At 73.7% G+C, this 26167-nt stretch carries 22 protein-coding genes, 2 pseudogenes and 1 riboswitch; of the genes and pseudogenes, 11 read left to right on the top strand and 13 right to left on the bottom strand.

Annotation, left to right across the window (positions count from 1 at the left end):
* Positions 1-189: 189 nt before the first annotated feature.
* From AB0D48_RS02520 to AB0D48_RS02510, 3 genes are all read left to right on the top strand, one after another.
* The gene (locus tag AB0D48_RS02520; RefSeq protein ID WP_362390450.1) at positions 190-834 is read left to right on the top strand and encodes a response regulator transcription factor; all 645 of its coding nucleotides are present in this window, start codon (positions 190-192) and stop codon (positions 832-834) included.
* A gap of 62 nt (positions 835-896) precedes the next feature.
* Positions 897-2345, top strand: coding sequence for a penicillin-binding protein 2 (locus AB0D48_RS02515; protein ID WP_362389939.1), 1449 nt, complete (start codon positions 897-899; stop codon positions 2343-2345).
* Between the two features lie 62 nt (positions 2346-2407).
* Positions 2408-2899 (top strand): GNAT family N-acetyltransferase, encoded by a 492-nt coding sequence (locus AB0D48_RS02510; RefSeq protein ID WP_362389937.1) that lies wholly within the window; start codon positions 2408-2410, stop codon positions 2897-2899.
* Between the two features lie 241 nt (positions 2900-3140).
* Here AB0D48_RS02510 and AB0D48_RS02505 read toward each other — a convergent pair.
* Positions 3141-3218, bottom strand: a pseudogene (locus tag AB0D48_RS02505) (DNA-binding protein); the annotation flags it as partial.
* 172 nt (positions 3219-3390) lie between these two features.
* On the opposite strand from AB0D48_RS02505, the gene AB0D48_RS02500 reads away from it, so the two are divergent.
* From AB0D48_RS02500 to AB0D48_RS02490, 3 genes and pseudogenes are all read left to right on the top strand, one after another.
* Entirely contained in the window at positions 3391-3594 is a 204-nt protein-coding gene (locus AB0D48_RS02500) for an antitoxin (protein WP_362389935.1), read from the top strand.
* A gap of 97 nt (positions 3595-3691) precedes the next feature.
* Positions 3692-4283: pseudogene (locus AB0D48_RS02495) on the top strand (DsbA family oxidoreductase); the annotation flags it as partial.
* A gap of 69 nt (positions 4284-4352) precedes the next feature.
* Positions 4353-5405 (top strand): aminotransferase class V-fold PLP-dependent enzyme, encoded by a 1053-nt coding sequence (locus AB0D48_RS02490; protein ID WP_362389933.1) that lies wholly within the window; start codon positions 4353-4355, stop codon positions 5403-5405.
* A 76-nt stretch (positions 5406-5481) separates the two neighbouring features.
* Here the strand turns inward: AB0D48_RS02490 and AB0D48_RS02485 are convergent, their stop codons facing one another.
* Positions 5482-6564 (bottom strand): aminotransferase class V-fold PLP-dependent enzyme, encoded by a 1083-nt coding sequence (locus AB0D48_RS02485; protein WP_362389931.1) that lies wholly within the window; start codon positions 6562-6564, stop codon positions 5482-5484.
* Positions 6565-6628: 64 nt separating this feature from the next.
* On the opposite strand from AB0D48_RS02485, the gene AB0D48_RS02480 reads away from it, so the two are divergent.
* Together AB0D48_RS02480 and AB0D48_RS02475 are read left to right on the top strand one after the other, a co-directional pair.
* Positions 6629-7714 (top strand): amidohydrolase family protein, encoded by a 1086-nt coding sequence (locus AB0D48_RS02480; RefSeq protein WP_362389929.1) that lies wholly within the window; start codon positions 6629-6631, stop codon positions 7712-7714.
* Between the two features lie 272 nt (positions 7715-7986).
* Entirely contained in the window at positions 7987-8898 is a 912-nt protein-coding gene (locus tag AB0D48_RS02475; RefSeq protein WP_362389927.1) for an SCO1860 family LAETG-anchored protein, read from the top strand.
* A 149-nt stretch (positions 8899-9047) separates the two neighbouring features.
* On the opposite strand, the gene AB0D48_RS02470 is transcribed toward AB0D48_RS02475, so the two are convergent.
* Both AB0D48_RS02470 and cobC read right to left on the bottom strand, forming a co-directional pair.
* Positions 9048-10274: a CapA family protein gene (locus tag AB0D48_RS02470; protein WP_362389925.1), complete on the bottom strand. Its 1227-nt coding sequence runs from the start codon at positions 10272-10274 to the stop codon at positions 9048-9050.
* 225 nt (positions 10275-10499) lie between these two features.
* Positions 10500-11951, bottom strand: a complete 1452-nt coding sequence (cobC, locus tag AB0D48_RS02465) for an Rv2231c family pyridoxal phosphate-dependent protein CobC (RefSeq protein ID WP_362389923.1) — start codon at positions 11949-11951, stop codon at positions 10500-10502.
* A gap of 97 nt (positions 11952-12048) precedes the next feature.
* Here cobC and AB0D48_RS02460 point away from each other — a divergent pair, with 97 nt between their 5' ends.
* Positions 12049-12783, top strand: a complete 735-nt coding sequence (locus AB0D48_RS02460) for a ZIP family metal transporter (protein WP_362389921.1) — start codon at positions 12049-12051, stop codon at positions 12781-12783.
* Positions 12784-12785: 2 nt separating this feature from the next.
* Here the strand turns inward: AB0D48_RS02460 and AB0D48_RS02455 are convergent, their stop codons facing one another.
* From AB0D48_RS02455 to AB0D48_RS02425, 7 genes are all read right to left on the bottom strand, one after another.
* A complete protein-coding gene (locus tag AB0D48_RS02455; protein ID WP_362389919.1) occupies positions 12786-14276 on the bottom strand; it encodes a cobyrinate a,c-diamide synthase in 1491 nt (496 codons plus the stop codon).
* Positions 14270-14869, bottom strand: a complete 600-nt coding sequence (cobO, locus tag AB0D48_RS02450; RefSeq protein WP_362389917.1) for a cob(I)yrinic acid a,c-diamide adenosyltransferase — start codon at positions 14867-14869, stop codon at positions 14270-14272. The genes AB0D48_RS02455 and cobO overlap by 7 nt, the downstream gene beginning before the upstream one ends.
* The gene (locus AB0D48_RS02445) at positions 14869-16977 is read right to left on the bottom strand and encodes a putative cobaltochelatase (protein WP_362389915.1); all 2109 of its coding nucleotides are present in this window, start codon (positions 16975-16977) and stop codon (positions 14869-14871) included. Before AB0D48_RS02445 ends, cobO begins: the two co-directional genes overlap by 1 nt.
* A 226-nt stretch (positions 16978-17203) precedes the next feature.
* Positions 17204-18724 carry a cobyric acid synthase gene (locus tag AB0D48_RS02440; protein WP_362389913.1) on the bottom strand — a complete coding sequence of 507 codons (1521 nt, stop codon included), beginning with the start codon at positions 18722-18724 and terminating at the stop codon, positions 17204-17206.
* Positions 18721-19692, bottom strand: coding sequence for a cobalamin biosynthesis protein (locus tag AB0D48_RS02435; protein ID WP_362389911.1), 972 nt, complete (start codon positions 19690-19692; stop codon positions 18721-18723). Before AB0D48_RS02435 ends, AB0D48_RS02440 begins: the two co-directional genes overlap by 4 nt.
* Positions 19693-19750: 58 nt before the next feature.
* A riboswitch (cobalamin riboswitch) is annotated at positions 19751-19834 on the bottom strand.
* A 169-nt stretch (positions 19835-20003) separates the two neighbouring features.
* Positions 20004-20225: a hypothetical protein gene (locus AB0D48_RS02430; protein WP_362389909.1), complete on the bottom strand. Its 222-nt coding sequence runs from the start codon at positions 20223-20225 to the stop codon at positions 20004-20006.
* A gap of 25 nt (positions 20226-20250) precedes the next feature.
* On the bottom strand, positions 20251-21522 hold the full coding sequence (locus tag AB0D48_RS02425; RefSeq protein WP_362389907.1) for an inorganic phosphate transporter: 1272 nt from the start codon (positions 21520-21522) through the stop codon (positions 20251-20253).
* Between the two features lie 310 nt (positions 21523-21832).
* Here AB0D48_RS02425 and AB0D48_RS02420 point away from each other — a divergent pair, with 310 nt between their 5' ends.
* A complete protein-coding gene (locus AB0D48_RS02420) occupies positions 21833-22963 on the top strand; it encodes an alpha/beta fold hydrolase (protein WP_362389905.1) in 1131 nt (376 codons plus the stop codon).
* Positions 22964-23214: 251 nt separating this feature from the next.
* Positions 23215-24615 (top strand): hypothetical protein, encoded by a 1401-nt coding sequence (locus AB0D48_RS02415; RefSeq protein ID WP_362390448.1) that lies wholly within the window; start codon positions 23215-23217, stop codon positions 24613-24615.
* 44 nt (positions 24616-24659) lie between these two features.
* Here AB0D48_RS02415 and AB0D48_RS02410 read toward each other — a convergent pair whose 3' ends face one another.
* Both AB0D48_RS02410 and AB0D48_RS02405 read right to left on the bottom strand, forming a co-directional pair.
* Positions 24660-25055: a VOC family protein gene (locus AB0D48_RS02410; protein WP_362389903.1), complete on the bottom strand. Its 396-nt coding sequence runs from the start codon at positions 25053-25055 to the stop codon at positions 24660-24662.
* A gap of 60 nt (positions 25056-25115) precedes the next feature.
* A complete protein-coding gene (locus AB0D48_RS02405; RefSeq protein ID WP_362389901.1) occupies positions 25116-26006 on the bottom strand; it encodes a neutral zinc metallopeptidase in 891 nt (296 codons plus the stop codon).
* Positions 26007-26167 lie beyond the last annotated feature (161 nt).

Here is a 26167-nt window from a genome sequence, read left to right as displayed (position 1 = left end):
TCTCCATCGGCGCCGGCCCCGGCCCCGGCCCCGGCTCCGGCTCCGCCCTCGGTCGGGCCCCGGACGCCGACCGAGCTCGTGCCCGCGCCCGAGCCCGCGACCTCGGCCGTGCGCCCGGCCCCGCTCGCGGCCCTGCCCGCGGCCGCGTCGCTCCGGACGCCGACCGCGGCTCCGGCGGGGCGCCCGGCGCTGCGCATCGTGCTCTGTGACGACGAGCGGATGGTCCGCACCGCGCTGCGGGTCATCCTCGAAGCCGAACCCGACCTGGTGGTCGTCGGCGAGGCGGCCACGGGGGCGGAGGCCGTCCCGCTGGTCCGCTCCCTCGCCCCCGACGTGGTGCTGATGGACGTCCGGATGCCCGAGATCGACGGGATCCGGGCCACCGAGCAGATCCTCGCCACCATGGCCGAGCCGCCCCGCATCGTGGTCGTCACCACCTTCGAGAACGACTCCTACGTCTACGGGGCGCTGCGCGCGGGAGCCGCCGGGTTCCTGCTCAAGCGGGCCGACCCCGACGAGCTGATCGGCGCGGTCCGCCTCGTCGCCCGCGGCGATTCGCTGCTCTTCCCGGCCGCCGTCCGCTCCCTCGCCGCGGCGCACACTGCCGCCGCCCCGCCCGCCGCGCCCTGGGTGGCCCGGCTCACCGACCGCGAGGCCGACGTCCTGCGTCTGATGGCCACCGGACTGTCCAACCACGAGATGAGCGAGCGCCTCGGGGTCGGTCCGCAGACGGTCAAGACCCACGTCGCGTCCGTCCTCGCCAAGACCGGGGCCCGGGACCGCACCCATGCGGTCATCGCGGCCTACGAGGGCGGCTTCATGAAGAAAAGCTGAGAACCCCGACACAATCGGGGCAGAGCGGAACGCCCGCGACGGCTGGGACGTCCTTCTGGGGGATGAACAAGACGATCAGGCGCGCGTCGGTCTTCTGTCTGCTTCTGGTGCTGGCCCTGCTGGTCCGCGTCACCTGGGTGCAGGCATACCAAGGCCAGGCCCTCGCAGACGACGAGCACAACCGGCGGAACCTCATCGGGCAGTACGAGAACCCGCTGGGCAACATCATCGTGGGCGGGGAGGCGATCACCGGCTCGGTGAAGACGGGCGGCAAGGACTTCGGCTACAAGCGGACGTACGCCGACGGTCCGCTCTACGCGCCGATCACCGGATACAGTTCCCAGGCCTACGGCACCACCATGCTGGAGGGCATCTACAAGAACGTCCTCAACGGCTCCGACAGCCGCCTGAAGACCGTGATGGACATGCTCACCAACAAGCGCGCCGCCCCGGGTGACGTCCTGACCACCATCGACAAGGACGTGCAGAAGGCCGGCTACGACGCGCTCCAGGGCAAGCAGGGCGCCGCCGTGGCCATCGACCCCGCGACCGGCCAGATCCTCGCGGTGGTGAACAACCCCTCCTTCGACCCGGGCCGCATCACCGGCGCGAACGACGCGCAGGCCTGGACGGAACTCTCCGCCGACAAGGGCAGGGCCATGGAGAACGTGGCCCTGCGCAAACCCCAGGCACCCGGCTCCACCTTCAAGCTCGTCACCCTCGCCGCGGCGATCGAGAACGGCCTCGTCACCAGCCTCGACCAGCAGACCGGCATCCCCGACCCGTACACCATCCCCGGCACCCGCACCCTGCTGCCCAGCGAGGCGGGCTCCGCCGCCTGCAACAACGTCTCGGTGCGCACCGCCCTGCGGCTGTCCTGCAACAACGTCTTCGCGGAGCTCGCGTCCAAGCTCGGCCAGGACAAGATGCGCGCGACGGCGGAGAAGCTCGGGTTCAACGTGCAGATCGACACCCCGGTCCGCACCAGCCCGCCGAGCAAGTACCCGTCGAAGAAGATGTCGGTCGACCAGGTCGCGCAGACGGGTATCGGCCAGTTCGACGTCCAGGCCACCCCGCTCCAGATGGCCATGGTCACGGCGGCGATCGAGAACGGCGGCAAGCTCGTCGCCCCGCACATGGTCTCCGAGGTCACCGACGCCAACGGCAACGTGCTGGAGAGCTTCAAGGACCCCAAGTCCCAGCAGGTCATGGGCGAGAAGACGGCTTCGATGATCCGGGACGCCATGCGGACGGTCGCCACCGAGGGAGGCGGCAAGCCGGCCCAGGTGACGGGCGCCGAGGTGGGCGGCAAGACGGGCACCGCCCAGCGCGGAGTCAACAACAGCCTCGCGCCGCTGGCCTGGTTCACCTCGTACGGCAAGATGAACGGCAAGCAGATCGCCGTGGCGGTGGTGGTCGAGAACTCGGACACCGACCGCTCCGAGATCGGCGGCGGCAAGCTGGCCGCGCCCATCGCCCAGAAGATGATGGAGGCGTGGCTGAAGAAGTAGCACGCCGGCAGCGCGTGCGGCGCGCCGGGAACCGCACCGGTTCCCGGCGCGTTCCCTTTCTCATGATCAGAACCGCGCGTCCCGCCGACCTCGACGCCATTGCGGCCCTCCACACCCGGGCCCGCGCCACCTACTACCGGGGCCGCATCCCCGAGGAGGCCTACGGCGGCGAGGCAGAGCTCGCCCGCACCCGCGAGGGCTGGTCCCGGGCAGTCGCCCGCGCCGCCGCCGACGGCGGTGTCCTGTGCGCAGAACAGGACGGAGAGCTCACCGGCGTCGCCGCCTTCCGCACCGCGGACGGCGAGACCACCCTCACCCAGCTCCACGTCGACCCGGTCCACTGGCGCCGGGGCACCGGGGCCGCCCTGCACGCGGCGTGCCTCGACGCGTGGCGCCGCGCCGGCATCCGCCGGGTCCGCCTGGAGGTCTACGAGCACAACCTCCGCGCCCAGGCCTTCTACGCCACCCACGGCTGGCTCCCGGAGCCGCAGCCCACCGGCTCCGGCTCCCACCTCGTCCTCTGGCTGACGGTGGCCTCGCAGTCCGGGGAATGAGACGCCGCCCCGGTTCGTTGAAGCAGGAACTGTTCCATCCACGCCGTTCACGCCATTCACGTCATTCGCGAATCGGCGCCTGCCCGTGAACCGACGGAACCACAGGTTATCGCGAGGCTCTGACCTGCTTTTATGGTCCGGGAGTTGGGGACAGCAGAAGGCCCCGCCACCCTGCGGGAAGCAGGGACGGGGCTGTCATGTGCGGCGGTGTCTCACTCGGGCGGGCTGCTGTACCGCTCCAACCGTGGTACCGGGCGCCGTTGTAGTAGCCGTCCGCTGCCGTCTGCTCGACCCACGACCCGGTTACCACGTTCCGGTCTGCTGCATCACGCCGAAGACGACTGTTCCCTGGATGCAGGACATCCGGATGAGGTTCCGCTTCACCGTGCCCGCCCCGGGACTCGAACCGGGACCTGTGGACGCCCCGGGTGCGGACACCGGTCTTTGCGGAGAAGCTGGAAGCGACAGGCATTCCGTAGAGAGGACGGCTCATGTCCATGCTCGACAAGCTCAAAGGTCTGATCAAGGGACACCCTGACCAGGCCCGCCAAGGAGTCGAGAAGGCCGGAGATGCCTTCGACGCGAGGACTGGGAACAAGTACCAAAGCCAGGTCGACACGGCACAGCAGAAGCTCAGCGAGCAGATCGGCAACGAGCCCCCCACTTCCGGGGAGGGGCGTCCGCCCCAGCGCTAAAAATGAGCTTCCGGACCTACATGCCGAGGTCGCAGTCCGGTCCGGTCGCCCGGGGGACTGCACACTTGCCTCGTGTTGGGCAGTCAGCCCGATGGGCGTCTTCCGGTCCTTCGAGCTCGACCCGAACGGCGCCAAGGCCGTCACCGCGGTCGTGGAGGTGCTCGCCAAGTACGGCCGCACCCTCGACGAGGCGCGCGGCATGGAGGAGCACGTCGCGGCCAGCGCCCGTGCCGAGGGGCTGACGTACCGCACCGAGGGGCGCGACCGCGGCAACACCTTCGACATCCACCGCCTCTCCTCCTGGCCGCCGCCCGCGGCCGCCAGGAGGAGCTGCTCGACCTCGCCTACCGGGCCAACTTCGGCGAGGAGCGGTCCGTATTCGACCCCGAGGTGCTGGTCGCGCTCGCCGTCGAGGCCGGGCTGGCCGACGCCGAGGCCCGTGCCGTCCTCGCCGTCGACTCCGCCTACGCCGACGAGGTCCGCGCCGACGGAGCGCGAAGCCGCCGAACTGGGGGCGAACGCCGTGCCGTTCTTCGTCCTCGACCACCGCTACGGGGTCTCCGGTGGCCAGCCGGCCGAGGTTTTCACCCGCGCCCTGGAGCAGGCTTGGGTCGGGCGTGAGGTCGAGGAACCGTCTGCCGGCCGAGGCGTGCGAGCCCGACGGGGCGTGCGCCGCCCCTCAGGTATAAGGATGTCTTGAGGTTGACACATAAAAACAGGTAATGGACTTTGGGTCGGACTCGGCGCAGAGTGGTCGCATGGATCTTCTCGCCGAAGTGGCAAGCGCCGAGTTCGCCCAGTCCACCGCCTACCTCAACACCGCCAACTACGGGGTGCTCCCTCGTTCCGCCGTCATGGCCGTACGGGAGCTGGCCGAGGCCGCGGGGGCCGGGATCCCCGCCGGATTCGGCGACTTCGACCGGGTGAACCGGGTCCGGGCCGCCTTCGCCCGGCTGGTCGGAGTCGGTGCCGACAGGGTCGCCGTCGGCTCGGGCGTGGCCACCCACGTCGGCCTGGTCTCGGCCTCCCTCCCCGCCGGGGCCGAAGTCCTGTGCCCGGAGGGCGACTTCGCTTCCGTGATCAACCCCTTCGTGGTGCGGGGCGACCTCAAGGTCCGCTTCGCGCCGTTGGAATCCCTCGCCGAAGCCGTCGGCCCGGACACCGCGCTGGTGTCGCTGAGCGCCGTACAGTCCGCGGACGGGCGGGCGGCCGACCTGGCCGCGGTGCGGGCGGCGACGACCGCGCACGGGGCCCGCATGCTGGTGGACGCGACGCAGGCGGCGGGCTGGCTGCCCTTCGACGCGTCACCGTACGAGTACACGGTCACAGGCGGCTACAAGTGGCTGCTCGGCGCCCGCGGAGCCTCGTACCTGACCGTGTCGGAGGAGGCCCAGGACACCTTGACCCCGCTGCACGCCGGGTGGGTGGCGGCCGAGTCCATGTGGGACGCCACCTACGGGCCCATGCCGCAACTGGCCGACGGGGCCCGCCGGTTCGACGAGTCCCCCGCGTTCCTCGCCTACCACGCGGCCGAGGCCTCGCTCGCGCTGCTGGACCGGATCGGCATCGACGCCGTCCACGAACACGACACCGCCCTGGCCGCCCGCTACCGGGCCGGTCTCGCCCGCCTCGGCCACGAGCCGGTCCCCGGTGAGGCGGCCATCGTCTCGGTGCCGGGCCTCGCCCACCGGCAGCAGGCACTCCTGGCCGCCGGCATCGTCACCTCCGCCCGCGCGGGCGCCCTGCGCGCCTCGTTCCACCTCTACGCCACCGAGGCGGACGTGGACCGGCTGCTGAACGCCCTCGACTGAGGCGTCAGCGCAGGGCCGCCGCCCAGGGCTGAGTGAGGCGTCAGCGCAGGGCCGCCGCCCAGGGCTGAGCGACGCGTCAGCGCAGGGCCGCCGCCCAGGCCGACTCCGCCGCGGCGACGGCCGCGGCGGAACCGGCCCCCAGGGCGGTCGCGAGCGCCGTCAGGGAGCCCTGGACCACGGGCAGTGAGGCCGCGGAGCCGTAGTGGTTGACCCGCACCATCTCCCGCGCCAGCGCGCCGCCGCCCGAGGCGAGCGGAGCCGCCGGATCCGAGGCCAGGGCCTTGGCCACCACCAGCGAGGCGTCCGCGACCCGCAAGGTGGTGGCCACCGGCGCCGCCTCCGCCGCCCGGCCCACGTACGGGGCCACCCCGAGCTCCGCCGCACCCGCCCGGACCGCCGCCGCGGCGGCCGCGTGCCGGGCCGTCACCGAGGCCAGGCCCTCGCCCGCGATCCGGTCGAGGCAGGCCTCCAGCGCCAGCATCTCCAACTGCGCCGGAGCGTGCGGCAGCGCCTTGCGACCGCCGTCGATCCAGCGCTCCTTCCAGTCCAGGAGCGAGAGGTAGGAGCGGCGCGGAGCCGCCGGGTTCTGCGCGAAACGGGTCCACGCGCGGTCCGAGACCGACACCGCGGAGACGCCCGCCGGGCCGCCCATCGCCTTCTGCGCGCCGATCACGCACAGGTCCACTCCCCACGCGTCAGGCAGCAGCGGCTCCGCGCCCACCGACGCCACCGCGTCCAGCATGAACAGCGCCCCGTGGGCCCGTACGGCCTCGCCGATCTCCGCGACCGGGTTCGTGTTGCCGGTCGCGGCCTCCGCGTGGACCAGCGAGACGAAGTCGGTCTCCGGGTGCTCGGCCAGCGCCCGGGCCACCTGCCCTGCCGTCACCGCCGTGTCGAAGGGCACCTCCAGGTCCACCACCGTCGCCCCGCAGTGGCGCAGCCAGTTGCCGAAGGTGGTCCCGTACGGCCCGGTGACCACGTTCAGCGCGGTCGAGCCGGGCCGCGCGCCCGACCGGATGCATCCCTCCAGCGGCAGCAGCGCCTCGCCCTGGGTGATCACCACGTCCTGCCGGGTGCCGAGCAGGTCCGCGACCCGCTGCTCGATCGACGCGAAACGCTCGGCGGTGAGCGGCGGGAGGTCCAGGAAGGGGTGGGTCACGGTGGTGCTCTCTTCGTCCGGGGCTACCGCACGAGCCTATCGAGGCCGCCGTTACAGTGCCGACATGAGCGATGTGCTGCACGTGAAGGGGCGGGTGCTGGTCGGGCCCCACGAGGTCCGCGACGAGCTCTGGGTGGTCGGGGGCCGGATCTCCTACGAGCGTCCGAGCGCCGCCCGGGAGGTCACCTCGGTGACCGGCTGGGCCCTGCCGGGGCTGGTCGACGCGCACTGCCACGTGGGGCTGGACGCCCACGGCCCGGTCGACGCCGCGACCTCCGAGCGGCAGGCGCTCACCGACCGCGACGCCGGCACCCTGCTGATCCGCGACGCCGGGTCGCCCTCCGACACCCGCTGGATCGACGACCGCGAGGACCTGCCGAAGATCATCCGGGCGGGTCGGCACATCGCGCGCACCCGCCGCTACATCCGCAACTACGCCCATGAGATCGAGCCCGCCGATCTGGTCGAGTACGTGGGCCGCGAGGCGGTGCGCGGCGACGGCTGGGTGAAGCTGGTCGGCGACTGGATCGAGCGCGAGGCCGGGGACCTGACGGCCTGCTGGCCGCGCGCCGAGGTCGAGGCGGCCATCGCCGAGGCGCACCGGCTGGGCGCCCGGGTCACGGCGCACTGCTTCGCCGAGGACTCGCTGCGCGATCTGGTCGAGGCGGGCATCGACTGCATCGAACACGCCACCGGCCTGACCGAGGACACGATCCCGCTGTTCGCGGAGCGGGGGGTCGCGATCGTCCCGACCCTCGTGAACATCGCGACGTTCCCGAAGCTGGCGGCGGGCGGCGAGGCGAAGTTCCCCCAGTGGTCGGCGCACATGCGCCGGCTCCACGAGCGGCGCTACGACACCGTGCGGGCCGCCTACGACGCGGGCATCGCGGTGTACGTCGGCACCGACGCGGGGGGTTCCCTGCCGCACGGCCTGGTCGCGGCCGAGGTCGAGGAGCTGGTGAAGGCCGGGATCCCGCCGCTGGACGCGCTCTCGGCGACGACCTGGGCGGCCCGCGAGTGGCTCGGCAGGCCAGGTCTGACCGAGGGGGCGCCGGCGGACCTCGTGGTCTACGCCGCCGACCCGCGGGCCGACGTACGCGCGCTCGCCCGGCCGCTGCGCGTCGTCGTGAACGGCAAGGTCCGTGCCTGACCGGCGTGTTGACGCCGCGTGACATCGAGGGTCCCGTCGTCGTTGGAGAAGGCTGCGTCCGCCGCGTGTCTGCGAAAGGAGAGAACTCGCGTTCTTTCTGAGGCGTAGTTATTCGAAAGAATGCGTGGAAACCACCCATTGGGGTGAACTCACTTCAGGTGGCAGCCCGTTCACTCAGAGTGCGTAAAGATTCCGGGGTCGAAGCCGTCGGCGCGCGCGATGTCCCCCATTGGCGCCGCGACGGCACCCATCTCCCCGGGGGTTCCACCACCTTGAACAGCAACACCTTCCGCATGCCCGCGGCCGTCCTGCTCGCCACGGGAGCGGTGGCCCTGCTCTCCGCTCCGCCCGCCTCCGCCACGGGCGGCGGCGGGGGCGAGGGCAAGGCCGGCGCCGTGGTCCTGCGCACCACCCTGGACGTGGGCCTGCTCAACAATTCCGTGCACGTCCCGCTGAAGACCTCCCTCAACGAGGTCAGTGCCCCGGCGACGGCCGAGAAGACGGCGCTGACGGTCAAGCTGGACGGCGCCGAGGGCGGTGCGCCGATCAGCGTGCTCCGCGCCGACGTGGCCACCTCCAAGGCGACCGCGGACAAGAGCCGGGCCGAGGCGGAGGCCAACCTCGCCAAGGCCCGCGTGCACGTGCCCGGGCTGCCGGCGCTCCCGCTCATCGAGGTGGAGAAGGTCACCTCCAAGGCCGTCTGCGAGGCGGGCAAGCAGCCGGTGGCCAGCGCGAACGTGCTCGGGACGGTGACCGCGCTCGGCAAGCGCGTCACCCTGACGGCTGGTGGCCCCACCAAGCTGGAGGTGCCGGGCGTGGGCCTGGTCAGCCTCGAACTGTCCGGTACGCAGACCACCTCCACCACGGCCGCCGCGGCCGCGCTGCGCCTCAAGGTGTCGGTCAACCCGCTGAACCTGAACGTGGCGCAGGTGGAGGGCGAGTTCGTGCTCGCCGAGGCGCACTGCGAGTCCCCGGCGGCCCCCGCGCCGGCCCCGTCCGCGAAGCCGGACGTCAAGCTCCAGACCGGGACGGGGAAGGGGGCCGGCGCAGCCGTCACCACCGACGCCAACCTGGCCGAGACCGGCGGCGGTTCACTGACCCCCTATGTCGCGGGTGGAGCCCTGATCCTGCTCGCGATCGGCGGGGGCGCGCTCCTCGTGACCCGGCGGGGCAGGGCCTCGTAGCGCCCACGGGGACGCGGGGCGACGCCGCCCGAGGAGCACACGGAGGGGAGTGCTCAGCGGGTGGCGTGCTCGGCGGCTGGGAGTCTCGGCAGCTGGCCTGCCCGGTGAGCAGTGCTCGGTGAGCAGGAGTGCTCAGCGACGGGAAGTGCTCAGCGCGCGGCGTGCTCCAGGCCCTGCCCGCCCGCCCCGCGTGACAGCACGGCCTCGGTGACCTGCTCGTCGATCCGGGCGTACTCGCTGCGCTTGGCGGCCGGGAGCGTGTCGTCGGAGGCCGCGCACGAGGCGCAGACCACGCGGAACGGCGGCCCCATGTCCGAGTACTGCGTGAGGAATTCGGCCTTCACCACCTCCCAGCGGCCCGTGTGGGCCGCCGCCGGGGCGAAGGTGAACCGGGGGACCGACGACTGGTTCCCGCGCAGCTTGTCGGCCGGTACGAAGCTGGCGACCTGGTCGCCCATGCCGAAGACCACCCAGGTGCCGTTGATCTTCTCGTAGGGCTGCGGCACGTGGTTGTGCGTGCCGATGATCAGATCGATGTCCGCGAGGCCGTCGGCCGAGCGGGAGGCGGTCAGCGCCTGCGCCAGCTCGCGCTGCTGCTCATCGGGCGCGGTCTGCCACTCGGTGCCCCAGTGGACGCTGAGCACCACCACGTTCGCGCCGGAGGCCCGGGCGGCGCGGGCGTCGGCGATGATCCGGTCCTTGTCGATCAGGTTGACGGCCCACGGCTTGCCCTCGGGGAGCGGAATGCCGTTCGTGCCGTACGTGTAGTCCAGCTGGGCGACCTTCGCGCCGCCGGCCGACAGCAGGGCCGGGGCCTTGGCCTCCTCCGCGCTGCGGGCCGAGCCGACGTGCGGGATGCCGACGCGGTCGAGGTGTTCGAGGGTGCGGGCGAGGCCGTCGTACCCGTCGTCCAGGGTGTGGTTCGAGGCGGTGGAACAGCTGTCGTACCCGGCGTCCTTGAGCGCGTCGGCCAGCTGGTGCGGGGCCTTGAAGGTCGGGTAACCGGTGTAGGGGCCGCCGGGCCGCCCGTACGGTATCTCGTGATGGCATATCGCCAGGTCGGCGGCGGACACCAGGGGTTTGACCCCGGCGAGTATCTTCCGGAAGTCGTGCTCCCCGGCCCGGTCGGCGTCGTCCGCCGACCGCTGGATGATCGACGGGTACGGGATGATGTCGCCGGTCGCCACCAGCGTGAACGGCCGCCCGGCCGGGGCCGCGCCGCCCGGCTCGACGGGCCCGGTGCCGGGCTTGCCCTGGAGCCGCTGCTCCGTCGTCGGCGCGGCGCCTCTGCCGAGCAGTCCCGGTACGACGAGGATCCCCCCGCCCACGACGGCCAGCCCGGCCACGGCCGCCCCTATCCGCGCGGATGCCTTCATCAATGCCCCCTGTGGTCATACCCCGTTGATGCGGTCCCTTCGCGTACGCCGCCCGCAGGCGTCATCGTAGGCGCGCTGCCCCGGGCGCGCCCTCCGGGACGGGCCGGCCGACACGATCCGCCCGTGAAGCGGCGGCCGCCCGGCGCCCGCAGCCGCGGCCTCGTCCTGGGGCGGCCGCGGCGGCTGCGCCGCCGGCCCCCGTCCGCTCAGGCCCGGTTCCTCACCTCAGCGCGCGGCCAGGGCGAGGGCGTGGTCCAGGGCCTGGAGGAGGCGCCCCGTCGTCACCCGGTCGCGGACCGCCAGCCGGAGCCAGGAGCGGTCCAGCCCCGGGAAGGTGTCCCCGCGGCGGACGGCGAAGCCGAGGGCGCGCAGCCGGGTGCGTACCTCCGCGCCGTCCGCCACCCGGATCAGGACGAACGGTCCTTGCGCCACCCCGGCGACCGTGACCTCGTCGAACTCCGTCAGTCCGGCCAGCAGGTGGGCCCGGTCGACCGCGATCCGCCGCGCCGCCTCCTCCGCCTCGGCCAGCGCCGCCGGGGTCACACAGGCCTCGGCCGCCACCAGAGCCGGGGTCGACACCGGCCACAGCGGCTGGGCGGCCGCCAGCTTCGCGATCACCTGCGGCTCGGCCAGTACGTAGCCGATCCGCAGCCCCGCCAGCCCCCACGTCTTCGTCAGGCTCCGCAGCACCACCAGCCCGGGGACGTCCGTCCGCCCGGCCAGGGCCTCCCGCTCGCCCGGGACGGCGTCCATGAACGCCTCGTCCACCACCAGGATCCGGCCCGGGCGGGCCAGCGCGGCCAGCGTCGCCGCCGGGTGCAGGACCGACGTCGGGTTGGTCGGGTTGCCGATCACCACCAGGTCCGCGTCCTCGGGCACCACCGCCGGGTCCAGCCGGAACCCGTCCGCCGCCCGCAGCACCACCCGCTCCACCTGGTGCCCCGCGTCCCGCAGGGCCGCCTCCGGCTCGGTGAACTGCGGATGCACCACGACCGGCCGTACGGCGCCCAGCGCCCGGGCGATCAGCACGAAGGCCTCCGCGGCCCCGGCGGTCAGGAGCACCCGCTCGACCGGCAGCCCGTGCCGGTCCGCCACCGCCGCGCGGGCGGCCCGGCCGTCGGGGTACGCGGCGAGGTCTCCGAGGGAGGCGGCGATCCGCTGCTTGAGCCACTCCGGCGGCGTGTCGGCCCGTACGTTGACCGCGAGGTCCACCACGGCGGAGCCCGCGTCCCTCACCTCCGCGTCGCCGTGGTGACGCAGGTCGTGCGCATGCGCCGTGGCCACCGCGCAGGTCGCGGCCACCGACCGCCGCTTCGGCACGAGGAGTTCCCCCCCGCCCGCGAGCGCCGCGGCCTCCGCCACCGAGGCCGTCCCGGCGGCGGTGCGCGCCGCCTCCGACGGGTGCGGCACGGTGATCTCGGCCAGCCGGTCGGCGGGGTAGGCGATGAGGGGCACGCCGAAACGTTCCGCCGCGCCCGTTATCCCCGCCTCGGCCGCCTTCGACTCCACCGTGGCCAGCGCCGTCACCGCCGCCGAGGCCAGACCGGCCCCCCGCAGCGTCTCCTCGACCAGGGCACAGACCTCCGCCACGGAAACGCCCGCGCGTCCGCCGACCCCGACCACCAGCTGCGTCGCGTACCCGCCCACCGGGGGTCCTCCCTCCGTAGTCACCGTCATCGGTACGTCACCGCCACCGGTCAGTCGTCAACAGTCCGCCACCCGGCACCCGCGCGCGGAAGTGCGCGCGGGGCGGGGAATCGGTATTCAGGGGCACATGGCCGTGATCGTGGCGCTGGGCGCGTTCCTCATGACCCTGGCGGGCGGATGGACGGCGCAACGCGTCACCGACCGCCGCCACCTCGTGCTGGGCCTGGCGGGCGGGCTGATGCTCGGCGTCGTCGGCCTCGACCTGCTCCCGGAGGCCCTGCACGCGGCGGGAGGCCCCGAGCAGGACGTATTCGGCGTGCCGCTCGCCCTGCTGCTCTTCGTGGGCGGATTCCTGGTGGCGCACGTCGTGGAACGCCTCCTCGCGGTACGCCAGGCCGCGCACGGCGCGGACGACGCCGCCCGCGCCCCGCAGGTCGGCCTCACCGCGGCCGCCGCGATGGTCGGCCACAGCCTCGCCGACGGCGTGGCCCTGGGCGCGGCGTTCCAGGTCGGCGGGGGGATGGGGGTGGCCGTGGCACTGGCCGTCATCACCCACGACTTCGCCGACGGGTTCAACACGTACACCCTCACCAGCCTCTACGGGAACGACCGCCGCAAGGCCCTGATGATGCTCTTCGCGGATGCCGCCGCCCCCGTCGTGGGCGCGGCGTCCACTCTGCTGTTCACCCTTCCGGAGGAACCGCTCGGCGCCTACCTCGGCTTCTTCGGCGGGGTCCTGCTGTACCTGGCGGCCGCCGAGATCCTGCCCGAGGCGCACCACGAACACCCCGCCCTGTCCACGCTGATGTGCACGGTGGCCGGAGTGGCCGGGATCTGGCTCGTGGTGGGGATCGCGGACTGAGCTCACCGCCCCGCAGCCGCGGCTTCCGTGAACCGGAGCGCCACGGACGGCTCCGCCGCCCAGTGCGTGTGCAGGTAGCTGGCGTGCACACCCTGCTGTACGAAGCCCTCGACGCGGCGTTCCGGGTGCGTGAACCCCCACGCCGGCGACGCTCCGGCGCCCGGCTCGATCACCGTCCGGTGGAACTCATGGCCGCGCAGCCGGGTGCCGGTGGGCGCGAGCGCGCTGTCGGACACCGCCACCGCCTCCCGGTAGCCCAGCGTGAGGCGCTCCGACATCCGCGCGTCGGCGTCGAGCACCCCGCACATGGGCTTCCCGTCCAGGGACCGTGCGAGGTACAGCAGCCCGGCGCACTCGGCGGCCACCGGGCCGCCGCCCGCGGCGAAGGCGGCCACGGCCTTGCGGAGCGGTTCGTTGGCGGACAGCTCGGGCGCGTACACCTCCGGGAAGCCTCCGCCGATCACCAGCCCGGTGGTTCCCTCGGGCAGCGCCTCGTCCCTGAGGGGGTCGAAGGTGACGACGTCGGCACCGGCCGCGGTCAGCAGCTCGGCGTGCTCGGCGTACGAGAACGTGAACGCCGGTCCCCCCGCGACGGCGACGACCGGCCGCCGGCCGAGGTCCGCGGGTGCGGCGCCGTTGCCGTGGCTCCGCCCGGGACCCCGCGCCTCAAGCGCCGGCGAGGCTTGATTTGGCTGCTGCTGCCGTCCGCCTGGCGGGCTGGAGTTCGGGGCGGAGCCCCGAGTGCCCGTCAGGGCACGCTCCGGAGCCCAGGCTTCGCAAGCCAGCGCCGGGGCCGTGCGGGCCAGGGCCATCAGGGCGTCCAGGTCGCAGCCGGCCCGGACCTGGTCGGCCAGGGCCGCCACCGCGGCCAGCGCATCGGCGCGCCGCTCGGCCACCGGCACCAGCCCCAGGTGCCGCGACGGCGCGGCGACCTGCGGGGCCCGCCGCAGGACGCCGAGCACCGGCATCCCCGCCTCCTCCAGCGCCTCCCGCAGCATCACCTCGTGCCGGTCGGAGCCGACCTTGTTCAGGATCACCCCGCCCAGCCGCACCTGCGGGTCGAACGAGGCGAAGCCGTGCACCAGCGCCGCCACCGACCGCGACTGCGACGAGGCGTCGACGACCAGCACCACCGGCGCCCGCAGCAGCTTCGCGACCTGCGCCGTCGACGCCAGCTCACCCCGGCCCGCGGCCCCGTCGTACAAGCCCATCACGCCCTCGACCACGGCGAGGTCGCACCCGGCCGCCCCGTGCGCGAACAGCGGAGCAACCAGCTCCGGCCCGCACATGAAGGCGTCCAGGTTGCGCCCCGGGCGGCCCGTGGCCAGCGCGTGGTAGCCGGGGTCGATGTAGTCGGGCCCGGCCTTGTGCGGGGACACGGCGAGGCCGCGCTCCGAGAAGGCCGCCATCAGGCCCGTGGCGACGGTGGTCTTGCCGCTGCCGGACGACGGTGCGGCGACGACCAGCCGGGGAACGTTGAACGACGTCACCACTCGATGCCCCTCTGGCCCTTCTGGCCTGCGTCCATCGGGTGCTTGACCTTGGTCATCTCGGTGACGAGATCCGCGAACTCCACCAGCTTCTCCGGCGCGTTGCGCCCCGTGATCACCACGTGCTGGGTGCCGGGACGGTCGCGCAGCACTTCGATGACCTCGTCGACGTCGATCCACCCCCAGTGCATGGGGTAAGCGAACTCGTCGAGAACGTACAGCTTGTGCGTCTCGGCGGCCAGATCGCGCTTGACCTGTTCCCAGCCCTCCTTGGCAGCCTGCTCGTTGTCGAGCTGCGCGTCCCGCTGCACCCAGGACCAGCCCTCGCCCATCTTGTGCCAGACGACGGAGCCGCCCTCGCCGGAGGCGCCGAGGACCTTGAGCGCGTTCTCCTCGCCGACCTTCCACTTCGCCGACTTGACGAACTGGAACACCCCGATGGGCCAGCCCTGGTTCCAGGCGCGCAGTGCCAGCCCGAAGGCCGCCGTGGACTTGCCCTTGCCGGGACCGGTGTGGACGAAGACGAGCGGACGGTTGCGGCGCTGGCGCGTCGTGAGCCCGTCGTCCGGAACGACGGTCGGCTGTCCCTGAGGCATTACGCGGCCCTCCTGTGGGTTTCGGATGTCACTGCGGTACGTACGTTCTTCACGAGCCCGGCCAGCGAGTCGGCCCGCAGCCCGTCGAGGGTGACGGCGGGCCCGCCGAGGTCGGTGGCCAGTACCCCGGCCAGTCCCAGCCGGACCGGCCCCGACTCGCAGTCCACGACCACGGACGCGACGCCCCCGGCCTGCAGCAGCCGGGCGCTGCGCCCGGCGAGCTCCCTCGGGTCGCCGACCACGCCGCCGGCCGAGGTGGCCCGCCCGTCGGTGACGACCACCAGCAGCGGGCGCCGGCTCGGATCCCGCAGCCGCTCGATCCGCAGTACCTCGTGGGCCTTCAGCAGCCCGGCGGCCAGCGGGGTGCGGCCACCGGTCGGCAGCTGCTCCAGCCGGGCCGCGGCCGCGTCCACCGAGGAGGTGGGGGGCAGCGCCAGTTCGGCGGTCGCCCCCCGGAAGGTGATCAGGCCGACCTTGTCCCGGCGCTGGTAGGCGTCCAGGAGCAGCGACAGCACGGCGCCCTTGACCGCGCTCATGCGCTGCCGGGCGGCCATCGAGCCGGAGGCGTCGACGACGAAGAGGACGAGGTTGCCCTCGCGGCCCTCCCGCGTGGCCTGGCGCAGGTCGTCCTTGCGGATCACCAGGCCGGGCCCGCTGCGCCCGCGCGCCTTCTGGTGCGGGGCGGCCGCGTGCACGGTGGCCGCCAGGTGCAGCTTCGTCAGCTGGCCCCGGGGGCGCTGGGCCCCGGTGGTCCGGCCGTGGGCGGTGCGGGCGCGCGAACGCCGCCCGGCGGCGCCCTCGCCGAGCCCCGGCACGCTCAGCATCTTGGTCCGGAACGGCTCGGCGGCCCGTACGGCGGCCTGCTCGGGCCCGCCGGCTCCGCCGTCGCCCCGGGCGGGCTGCGGCTCGGGGGCCTCGGGGGCCTCGGGAGCCTCGGGGACTTCCGACGGGGCTTCGGGCGATGCCTCGGGGGTCTCGGGGCCCTCGGGCCCGTCACCCTGCGGGGGCACGCCGCCGCCCCCGCCGTCGGGGCCGCCGTCGTCCGGGCCCTCGGGGTCGGGCTCCGGGTCGGGTTCGTTCTCCGGTTGCGGGTCCTCGTCCTCGAACTGGTCCAGGATCTCGTCCAGCTTGTCCTCGTCCAGGCCCGGCGCGTCGAACGGGTTGCGCCGCCGCCGGTGGGGGAGGGCCAGCAGCGCGGCCTGCCGCACGTCCTCCTTCAGCACGGTGGTCCGCCCCGCCCAGGCGGCAAGCGCCGTCGCGGTCCGGGCCATCACGATGTCGGCCCGCATCCCGTCGACCTCGAAGGCGGCGCAGGCCGCGGCGATCTGGAGCAGGGCGTTGTCGCCGAGCGCCACCTTCGGCAGCAGGGCCCGCGCGGCCACCACCCGGGCCCGTACGTCCCGTTCGTCATCGGCCCAGCGCGTAGCGAAACCGGCCGGGTCGTCCTCGTAGGCGAGCCGGCGGCGTACGACCTCCACCCGCTGGGCGGGCTCGCGGGAGGCGGCGACCTCGACGGTCAGCCCGAACCGGTCGAGGAGCTGCGGCCGCAGCTCGCCCTCCTCGGGGTTCATCGTGCCGACGAGCAGGAAGCGGGCGGCATGCCGGACGGAGACGCCCTCGCGCTCGACGTACGAGGCGCCCATCGCGGCGGCGTCCAGCAGCAGGTCGATCAGGTGGTCGTGGAGCAGATTGACCTCGTCGACGTACAGGATCCCGCGGTGCGCGTCGGCGAGCAGACCGGGCTCGAAGGCCTTCACGCCTTCCGCCAGGGCCCGTTCGATGTCGAGGGCCCCGACGAGGCGGTCCTCGGAAGCGCCGACGGGCAGCTCCACCATGCGGGCGGGCCGGGCACTGCCCGGGCCGGGCTCGTGCGGGCCGTCCGGGCAGGCCGGGTCCGGCGCGGTCGGCGCGCACGAGAACCGGCAGCCGGGGACGACGTCGACCTGCGGCAGCAGCGCGGACAGCGCGCGCACGGCGGTGGACTTGGCGGTCCCCTTCTCGCCGCGCACGAGGACGCCGCCGACCGCCGGGCTCACGGCGTTGAGCAGGAGCGCCAGCCGCAGGTCGGTCTGGCCGACGACTGCGGTGAACGGATAGGGCGTGCTCATGCCTAGCCAACTCCTTCTGTACGGGCGCGGGTGTGGGTGTGCGTGCGCGGGCTGTTACGGGCGTGCGGGGCGGCCGCGGGCCGGGCGTGGTGTGCGGGCCCGCGGCGGATTGCCGCTGCGCGGGGCTGTCCCCTGCCCGCCCTTCCGTCGTTCCCCGGGGCTCCGCCCCCCAGCCCCGGTTTCGGGAAGGGGGTGGGTGGGGGACAGCCCCGCAGGGCCAGGCCCGTCACGGTGCGCCCGGGGGGAGGAACGGGACACCCGTCGGGGCGCCGGACTCGATCAGCCGGAGCAGCGCATCCGTATCCGCGTGCTCCTCGATCAAGTCGCCCAGCAGGTCAAGCTGTTCCTCCCGCAGGGAGGCGAACGACGTGTCCGGCGCCGGAACGAACCGGCGGCCCGCAGCCGAGGCCACCTCCCTCAGGAACGCCCGGCGGAAGCCGTCCGACTCCAGCGAGCCGTGCCAGTGGGTGCCCCACACCGACCCGGCCCGGCAGCCGTCCAGGAACGGCTCGCCGCCCAGGACTTCGGCCACCCCGTGGTGGATCTCGTAGCCCTCGACCGGCTCACCCAGCGCCGAACCCACCGGCCGGGCCAGGGTCTTCTCCGCGGCGAAGCGCACCCGCACCGGCAGCAGCCCCAGGCCGTCCACCGAACCGGCCCGCGATTCGACGTGGTCCTCGATGTGCTCGCCCAGCACCTGGAACCCGCCGCAGATGCCCAGGACCGGGCGGCCCTCCGCGGCCCGGCGTACCAGCGCGTCCGCCAGCCGGCGCTCGCGCAGCCACTCCAGCGCCTTCACCGTGCCGCGCGTACCCGGTACGACGACCAGGTCCGCGTCGGCCAGTTCCTCGGCCCGGTCCACGAACCGCACCACGACCCCCGGCTCCGCCGCGAGCGCGTCGACGTCCGTGAAGTTCGACATCAGCGGCACCGCGCACACGGCGACCCGCAGCACGTCCTCACCGACCGGCGGCGCCACCACGGATTCCCGTACCGCGCCCCGCAGCGAGACCCGCAGGCCGTCCTCCTCGTCGATGCCGAGCCCGTGCTGGAAGGGCAGCACCCCGTACGTGGCACGGCCGGTCAGACCGCGCAGCATTTCCATGCCGGGCTCCAGCAGCGAGACGTCCCCGCGGAACTTGTTGACCAGGTATCCCGCGATCAGCGACTGGTCCGCGGGCGACAGCAGCGCCGTCGTGCCGAAGAAGGACGCGAAGACCCCGCCCCGGTCGATGTCCCCGACCACGACCACCGGGAACCGCGCGGCCCGCGCGATGCCCATGTTCACGATGTCGGTCCGGCGCAGGTTGATCTCGGCCGGACTTCCCGCCCCCTCGCAGATCACGGCGTCATACGTGCCCCGCAGCTGCTCCAGGCAGTCCGTGACGATGCCGAGGAGCTGCTCCTGCCTCCCGCCGTGGTAGCCACGGGCACTCATCTCGCCCACCGGCTTGCCCAGCAGCACGACCTGGCTGCTGCGGTCGCTCCCCGGCTTGAGGAGCACGGGGTTCATCAGCGCGGTCGGCTCCACCCGGGCCGCCTGGGCCTGCATGGCCTGGGCGCGCCCGATCTCGGCGCCCTCGCGCGTGACGAACGAGTTCAGCGACATGTTCTGCGCCTTGAAGGGCGCCACCTTCACGCCCTGACGGGCCAGCCACCGGCAGATGCCGGCCGTGACCACGCTCTTGCCGGCATCCGACGTGGTGCCCGCGACGAGCAGCCCGCCGCCGCGCTTCGAGCCGCTCATGCGCGCCCCTTCCGTGTTGTACGCGCTGATGTACGGGCGACCAGCAGCCGGGCCGCGACACAGGCGCCCAGCGTCAGCCAGGTCACCTGCCGCGACAGCCGGACCGCCCGCTCGATGTCCGCGACCTCGACGGGCCGCCCCGTCTCGCCGTTCAGCACCGCCCGGTGCTCGACCCGGCCGCCGTACGCGAGGGTCCCGCCCAGCCGGACGCCGAGCGCCCCCGCGAAGGAGGCCTCCACGGGCCCGGCGTTGGGGCTCGGGTGCTTGGCGGCGTCCGCGCGCCAGGCCCGGGCCGCCCCCCGGCGGTCCGGGCCCGCGACCACGGCCGCCAGCGCGGTCAGCCGGGCCCCGGGCCAGCCCGCCACGTCGTCGAGCCGGGCGGAGGCCCAGCCGTAGCGCAGGTAGCGGGGGGACTTGTGGCCGACCATCGCGTCCAGGGTGTTCACGGCGCGGAAGGCCAGCAGCCCGGGGACCCCGGCGACGGCGCCCCAGACCAGGGCGCCGACCACCGCGTCGGAGGTGTTCTCCGCGACCGACTCCACGACGGCGCGGGCCATCTGCTGCTCGTCCAGGGAGTGCGGGTCGCGTCCGCAGAGGTGTGGCAGCCGCTCACGGGCCACCTCGGCGTCCCCGGCGGCGAGGGCGCCGCCGATGGCGCGGGCCTCCCGGCCCAGCGAGGTGCCGCCGACGACGGCCCAGGTGGCGGCGGCGGTCAGGGCGATACGGGCGACCGCGGGCCGGGAGCGCACGGCGCGGGCGCCCAGCGCGCCGACGGCGGCCGCGCCCCCGGCGCACACCAGAGTGTGCAGGATGCCCCGGGCGCGGTCGTCGCGCCACAGGGCGCGCTCGACGGCGGCGGCGGCTCGTCCGAAGGCGGCCACGGGGTGCCCTCGGCGCGGATCCCCGAGGATCCGGTCGCCGATCAGGCCCGCCGTGGCGCCGTACGCGAAGACGCGATCGGCACGCATGGTGGCAGGTATGTCCTCACTCAGGGTCCGCGCCCTGGTTCGACGTGTCCGGCGGCGAGAGTTCCTGGCTCCCGGGTGGCACTCGGCCGAGTGCCCCGGTGACAGTGGCGGGACCGCGCCGGATTCGCACCGGACTTCCTCTCCATGCCGCCGTATTGGCTCGGGCAGTCCACCACGCACCGAGAACGCCCGTCAACTCGCCGTTGACCTGCGTCGGGGCAGTGCCCGGGCAGCGCCGGGGCAGCGCCCGGACGTGCGAAAGCTCCCCCCGGGAAACCCGGGGGGAGCTTTCGCACGTGGTGTCCCGGGCGTCAGGAGACGATCAGGTAGATCCCGTACGCCACGGCCGCCGTGACGAGCGCGAAGCAGGCGTACGCACCGCTGCGGGCCAGGGTGGCGGTCCCGCCCTGCTCGGTGGCGGCCTCGTGCTTGGACAGGCCCACCAGGCCCAGGGTGAACAGGGCCACGAGGGCGACGGTGGCGGAGAGGCTGACCCCGAAGACGGAGCCGAGTGCTTCCCAGTCGATCTTCATACTGCCGTTCCTCTGTATGTCTCGGTCAGACCGCGGCGGCCGGAGCCGCCGGGGTGGTCGTCGCGGCCGGGATGGTGGCCTTGAGGGCGTCGTCCGTGACCGCGGCGGTCGTACCGGCCGCGGCGGAGGCCGTCGGCGGGACGGTGACGGCGGCCATGGCCGTGGTGACGACACCCGGCTCCTCGGCGCCGGCCGGCTGCACGTCGTTGACGTTGTGGTGGTCGACGACCTGGCGGCGCGAGATGACCCAGATGGCGAAGCAGGCGCCGACCAGGAAGACCGCGACGGCGGCGACACCGACGTCACCGGAGCGCATGACCAGCTCGGCGCCCGCGGAGACCAGGGCGGCGGCCGGCAGGGTCAGGCCCCACGCGATGAACATGCGGGTGGCGGTGGACCAGCGGACCACGCCGCCCTTGCGTCCCAGGCCCGCACCCATGACGGCGCCGGAGCACGCGTGGGTGGTGGAGAGGGAGAAGCCGAGGGAGGAGGAGGCCAGGATGACGCTGGCGGCCGAGGTCTGGGCGGCGAAGCCCTGCTGCGGCTGCAGGTCGGTCAGGCCCTTGCCCATGGTGCGGATGATGCGCCAGCCGCCCAGGTAGGTGCCCATCGCGATGGCCATGCCGGCGGAGACGATGACCCAGACCGGCGGGTTGGCACCCGACTGCAGCGCGCCGCCCGCGATGAGCGCCAGGGTGATGATGCCCATCGTCTTCTGCGCGTCGTTGGTGCCGTGCGCGAGGGAGACGAGACTCGCCGAGGCGATCTGGCCGGCGCGGTAACCCTTGGTGGAGGTCTTCTCGCCGACCTTGTTGCCGAGCTTGTACGTGACCTTGGCGGCCAGCATCGCGGCCACACCCGCCACGATCGGAGCGGCGATCGCGGGGATCAGCACCTTGGTGACGACGACGCTGCCGTTGACCGCGCCGATGCCGGCCGAGGCGACCGCGGCACCGATCAGGCCGCCCATCAGGGCGTGGGAGGAGCTGGAGGGGAGGCCGACCAGCCAGGTGACGAGGTTCCAGAGGATCGCGCCGACCAGGGCGGCGAAGATCACTTCTGGCTGGATGCCCTCTTCGTTGATCAGACCCTTGGAGATCGTCTTGGCGACCTCCACGGACATGAACGCGCCGACGAGGTTGAGCACGGCGGACATGGCCACCGCCGTCTTGGGCTTGAGGGCGCCGGTCGAGATGGTGGTGGCCATCGCGTTGGCCGTGTCGTGGAAACCGTTCGTGAAGTCGAACACGAGAGCGGTGATGATCACGATCCCGAGGAGAAGCGTTATGTGCTCCATTTACCCAGGCTTCTGTTTGACGTCAGTGGCTCGGCGACCGTAGGCAATCTGGATGAACGGAAGGTGAACTGGCTCGGGCGGACCGGTGTCCTGGCGCGGCATGCGATCAGGTCATTCGTCCCGATTCTGTCGTAGATATATCGATTAATGCACGTCAAAGTCGGGTGAACGGACCACTCCGCCGGGGACTCCCGGCCTGCCGGCCCACCGCTCCGCAGCACCGAAAGTGACCTAGATCACCCCCTCCGCACCGCAGGTGGAACGATCTGCTCCGGTGGCCCGCCGCAGCTCGCGCCTCGACACTGGAGCGGTGCGTACCGCGACAGCGACGGCAATGGCCGTCACCACGACCCTCCTGGGGGCGGCCGCGGCCGCGGTCGCGGCCGGCCGGTACGCCGCCGACGCGGCCCTGCGGCCCCGGCCCGGGCACCCGCTGCCCGGCGGACCGCGCCTCAGCGTCCACTCCGCCGCCGACGGCCGGGTCGCGCTGACGCGCTCCCTCGGCTCCCTGCGCCCCGGTACGTACGGACTCGACGCCCCGGGGGTGCACGCCGTCGTCGGCCCCGTCCTCCCGGACGTCGCGCACGACCCGGACACCGTCGTGCGCAGGCTGCTCGCCGTCACCCACGGCAGCCTCGACCCCGGCACCAGGGTCACCCTCACCCCCCAGGTCCACCTCGGCAACCCGCGCACCGCCCTCGGGCTCGACCACGCCGACGTGGACGTCCCCGGGGAGCTCGGCCCCCTGCCCGCCTGGTTCGTGCCCGCGGCCCGCGACACGTGGGTGATCACCGTGCACGGGCTCGGCAGCAGCCGGGAGCACCCGATGGCCGTCATGCCCTTCATGCACCGGCACCGGCTGCCCGTCCTGGACCTCGCCTACCGCGGCGACCTCGGCGCGCCCGCCTCCCCCGACGGTCTGGGCCACCTCGGCGAATCGGAATGGCGCGACCTGGACGCCGCCATCCGCTACGCCCTGCGCTACGGCGCCCGGCGCGTGGTCCTGCACGGCTGGTCCACCGGAGCGACCATGGCCCTGCGCGCCGCCGAGCGCTCGGCGCTCGCCGACCGGATCTCCGGGCTCGTACTGGACTCGCCCGTGCTCGACTGGCACACCACCCTGCGGGCGCTCGCCGCCGCACGCCGTACCCCGGCCGCGGTGCTGCCGCTCGCGGTCCGGGCCGCCGAGGGCCGCGCGGGGCTGCGCGCCGATCACCGGGCGCCCGGCTCGGACCCGGGCGCGCTGCGCGTCCCCGTACTGATCTTCCACGGGCCGGACGACACGCTCGCCCCCTGGGCACCCTCCCGCAGGCTCGCCGCCGCCCGCCCCGACCTCGTCACCCTGCACACCGTGCGCGGGGCCGGCCACGGGGCGATGTGGAACGCCGACCCGGCCGGCTATGAGGAATCCCTGCGCCGCTTCCTCACGCCCCTCATGTGACCTGAGACGACCTGAAACGGCCTGAGGTGAGGCCCTGTCACGGGAAAGGGATGGGGCAGGGTGAGTCCTCCGGGTGACTTGCCCTGGTCTGCACCCCGGGGCGCCGTGGTAACCGACGGTTCCGTTTGGGCTTTCGGCCAGTGACGGGCGAGACTGCTTCCGTGACGTCCCGAAAGCCTGATGAGCAGTTGGCTCGCGACTCCAGACTCCGACTCGTCTCCCCGCGTTCCGTGGCCACGGCCCGCAAAGCGGTGACGGACCGGCGCACCCGGCCCGCCGCGAGGCCTCCGGCGGGCACCCCCGCCACGGCCGACCTCGCGAACCGGGCCCGGGCCTCGCTCGCCGACGCCGTACGCCTGACCCGCTGGGCCGAACTCCACCTCGGTGCCGGGGACGGGGGCCGGCCCGCCCCCGCGGGCGCCCTGCCCGCCACCGACGTCGAACGCGCCGCCGCGGAGCTGAACCTGACGCACGGCCAGATCAGAGTCGGCTGGGACCGCGCCCGGCTCGCCGGACTCGTCGAGGTCCACGGCGGCCACGCCCGGCCCGGCTGGCGGCTGCGCGCCTGGGACCGCGACGACACCGCCGTACTGCGCGGCTGGGTCGCCCTCTTCGACGCCTGGTCCCTCGTCCACCCCGCCCCCGCCGACATCGCGCCCGCGGTCGTCGCCGAGGTCGTCGAGGCGATGCCCCAACTCCTCTCCCTCCTCCAGTTGTCCGCAGGCCCGGTCACCGTCCCCGACCTCCTCGACCTGCTCGGGCAGCGCGTCACCGAACTGCGCGACGAGCGCTGCGAGGTCCCCTACGGCGGCCCGCAGGAAGACGCCCCGCACGACGCCGCGAGCGCACGGCCGACGTCAGCCGCGAGCGCACAGCCGACGTCCGCCGCGCAGCCGGCCGCCCCGCAGGCGACCGCCCCCGCGCCGCCCGTCCCGCTCGCCCGGCTGCTGCGCTGGGCGCTCGGCGGACTCGCCGCCGTGGACGCCGTCACCCTCGGCCCCGCGCAGGCCGCGCTCACCCCGCTCGGCAGCTGGGCGGTCTGGGTCAAGCTGGAGCAGATCTGCGTCGCCGCGCAGAGCCCCGCCGGGAACATCGAGCAGTCCGCCGCCGCCATGCTGCACGGCTGCGCCCGGCTCACCCCCGGCCCGGCCCGCGCCGAGTACCAGGCCTGGCTCGCCGCCCGGCCCGTCGGCCACGCCGTGGCCGAGCTGCTGCACGCCGCCCGCGGCGAGGACGCCCTGCTGCGCGGCCTCGCCTTCGAGGCGCTGCGCGTGGTCGGCGCCCCCGCCGAGGCCGAGGTGCGCGCCGCCGTACGCGAGCCCGCCCTGCGTCCCTACGCCCTGCTCTGGCTCGCCGAGCACGACGGGGTCGACCCCGACGAGGCGCAGGACGTCCTCACCGCCGAGGAGTCGACCTGGCTCTGGGTGGACACCGCGGCCGCCATCGCCGACCACGGCGAAGCCGACCTGCTGGCCCGCCACCTCGACTCGGCCGTCCGCACCACCGTCCCGCGGCTGCTGGACGAGGTCAGGGCGGTGGGCCACCCGCGCACCGTGCAGGTGCTGGTCGCGCTGGCAGCCGCCCACCCCGACCCGGCCCTGGCCAAGGCGGTCCGCCGGGCAGCCTTCCAGGTCCACACCGGCGGCGCGTAGCCCCCGTACGTACGCGGACGTACGCGGACTACCCGCCGGGGGCCTCAGACCTGCGGCGCGTACGTCCCGAAGCTCCAGATGTTGCCCTCGCCGTCCCGGGCCATGTAGTCGCGGGAGCCGTAGTCCTGGTCGGTGGGCTCCATGAGGATCTCCGCACCGTGCTCGGCGGCCCGCCGGTGGTGGGCGTCCACGTCCTCGACCACGACATAGACCCCCGCCGGTCCCGCGTCGCCCATGGCCTTGTCGAACACCCCGCCGGTGCCCTTGCTCCCCAGCATCACCAGGCCGTTGCCGTAGGCCAGCTCCGCGTGCACCACCGAGCCGTTCTCACCCTCGTACACCGCGACCTGACTGAAGCCGAAGGCCTCCGTCAGCAGCTTGATGGCCGCCTTCGCGTCGCGGTAGACCAGGGTGGGACAGATGGACGGAACGCCTGCCATGACGATCACTCCCTCTCGTGACGGTGACCCACGTCACAGCATGGCAGGCGCCGCCGACAGTCAGCGGAAGGTGTTGCACTGGGCCATGTCGCCCGTCCGGTAGCCCTGGTAGAACCACTGCTGGCGCTGCTCTGCCGACCCGTGGGTCCAGGATTCCGGGGTCACCCTGCCCTGGAACTTCTCCTGGATCCGGTCGTCGCCGACCGCCGCCGCCGCGTCCAGCCCGTCCCTGATGTCCTGGTCGGTGAGGCTGGTGATCAGCGGCCGGCCGGTGGACTCGTCCGGGGTCCTGGTCGCGTTGTGCGCCCACACCCCGGCGTAGCAGTCGGCCTGCAGCTCGACCTTGACGGCGTTGCTGTTCGCGCCCTGCTGCCCGTCCTGGGCGCGCTCGAGGGTCCCGGTCAGGTTCTGGATGTGGTGCCCGTACTCGTGGGCGACGACGTAGGCCTGCGCGAAGGGGCCGCCGCTCGCGCCGAACTTCGTCCGCAGGTCCTCGAAGAAGTCCAGGTCCAGGTAGACCTTCCGGTCGGCGGGGCAGTAGAAGGGGCCGACCGCCGAGGTGGCCGCCCCGCAGGCGGTGTTCACGCGGCCGGTGAAGAAGACCGTCGACGCCGGGGTGTAGGTGCCGCCCCGCCTGGTGAACTCCTGCCTCCAGAAGTCCTGGGTGCTGTTCACCACCGCGACCAGCCGGCAGTCCTCCCGGGCGTTCGCCGCCCGCCCCGTCGTGCAGGCCCGCTTCACCTCGTCGACGGACGACGAGACCGGCGTCGGCTCCTGGTCTCCGTCGGACAGCCCCAGCTGCTCGGGCCCCACCCCGAACAGCAGGCCCATGACCAGTGCGATCAGCCCGACGATGCCGCCGCCGATGGTGGCCCGCCCGCCGGGGACGCGGCTGCCGCGCCGGTCCTCGACCTCGGAAGTGTCCAGATTGGCGTCGTCGTCGAACTGCATCCCGCACCGCCCTCAATCCGTGAAGCCAGGGGCCCACGTGTCCGTCCCTGCGGCGAGTATCAACCCGTTCATCCTGATACGTGCCCGGGGCCCGCCGGTACGGCCATGAGCCGAACGGGGGACGGGGGAGTGGGCGGCCCGGCCGACCGGCGGCCCGATAA

This window comes from Streptomyces sp. NPDC048269 (genome assembly GCF_040652395.1).
Lineage (GTDB): Bacteria > Actinomycetota > Actinomycetes > Streptomycetales > Streptomycetaceae > Streptomyces.
Note: the sequence above shows the minus strand (reverse complement) of the source record. Positions and strands in the feature narration are given on the sequence as shown.

Coding starts and splice junctions, on each gene's coding strand:
- cobC (WP_362389923.1), bottom strand. CDS start 11,951: ATGACGGTGACTACGGAGGGAGGACCCCCGGTGGGCGGGTACGCGACG.
- AB0D48_RS02405 (WP_362389901.1), bottom strand. CDS start 26,006: ATGCAGTTCGACGACGACGCCAATCTGGACACTTCCGAGGTCGAGGAC.
- AB0D48_RS02515 (WP_362389939.1), top strand. CDS start 897: ATGAACAAGACGATCAGGCGCGCGTCGGTCTTCTGTCTGCTTCTGGTG.
- AB0D48_RS02500 (WP_362389935.1), top strand. CDS start 3,391: ATGTCCATGCTCGACAAGCTCAAAGGTCTGATCAAGGGACACCCTGAC.
- AB0D48_RS02440 (WP_362389913.1), bottom strand. CDS start 18,724: ATGAGCGGCTCGAAGCGCGGCGGCGGGCTGCTCGTCGCGGGCACCACG.
- AB0D48_RS02460 (WP_362389921.1), top strand. CDS start 12,049: ATGGCCGTGATCGTGGCGCTGGGCGCGTTCCTCATGACCCTGGCGGGC.
- AB0D48_RS02410 (WP_362389903.1), bottom strand. CDS start 25,055: ATGGCAGGCGTTCCGTCCATCTGTCCCACCCTGGTCTACCGCGACGCG.
- AB0D48_RS02445 (WP_362389915.1), bottom strand. CDS start 16,977: ATGAGCACGCCCTATCCGTTCACCGCAGTCGTCGGCCAGACCGACCTG.
- AB0D48_RS02510 (WP_362389937.1), top strand. CDS start 2,408: ATGATCAGAACCGCGCGTCCCGCCGACCTCGACGCCATTGCGGCCCTC.
- AB0D48_RS02490 (WP_362389933.1), top strand. CDS start 4,353: ATGGATCTTCTCGCCGAAGTGGCAAGCGCCGAGTTCGCCCAGTCCACC.
- AB0D48_RS02425 (WP_362389907.1), bottom strand. CDS start 21,522: ATGGAGCACATAACGCTTCTCCTCGGGATCGTGATCATCACCGCTCTC.
- AB0D48_RS02430 (WP_362389909.1), bottom strand. CDS start 20,225: ATGAAGATCGACTGGGAAGCACTCGGCTCCGTCTTCGGGGTCAGCCTC.
- AB0D48_RS02435 (WP_362389911.1), bottom strand. CDS start 19,692: ATGCGTGCCGATCGCGTCTTCGCGTACGGCGCCACGGCGGGCCTGATC.
- cobO (WP_362389917.1), bottom strand. CDS start 14,869: ATGCCTCAGGGACAGCCGACCGTCGTTCCGGACGACGGGCTCACGACG.
- AB0D48_RS02470 (WP_362389925.1), bottom strand. CDS start 10,274: ATGAAGGCATCCGCGCGGATAGGGGCGGCCGTGGCCGGGCTGGCCGTC.
- AB0D48_RS02480 (WP_362389929.1), top strand. CDS start 6,629: ATGAGCGATGTGCTGCACGTGAAGGGGCGGGTGCTGGTCGGGCCCCAC.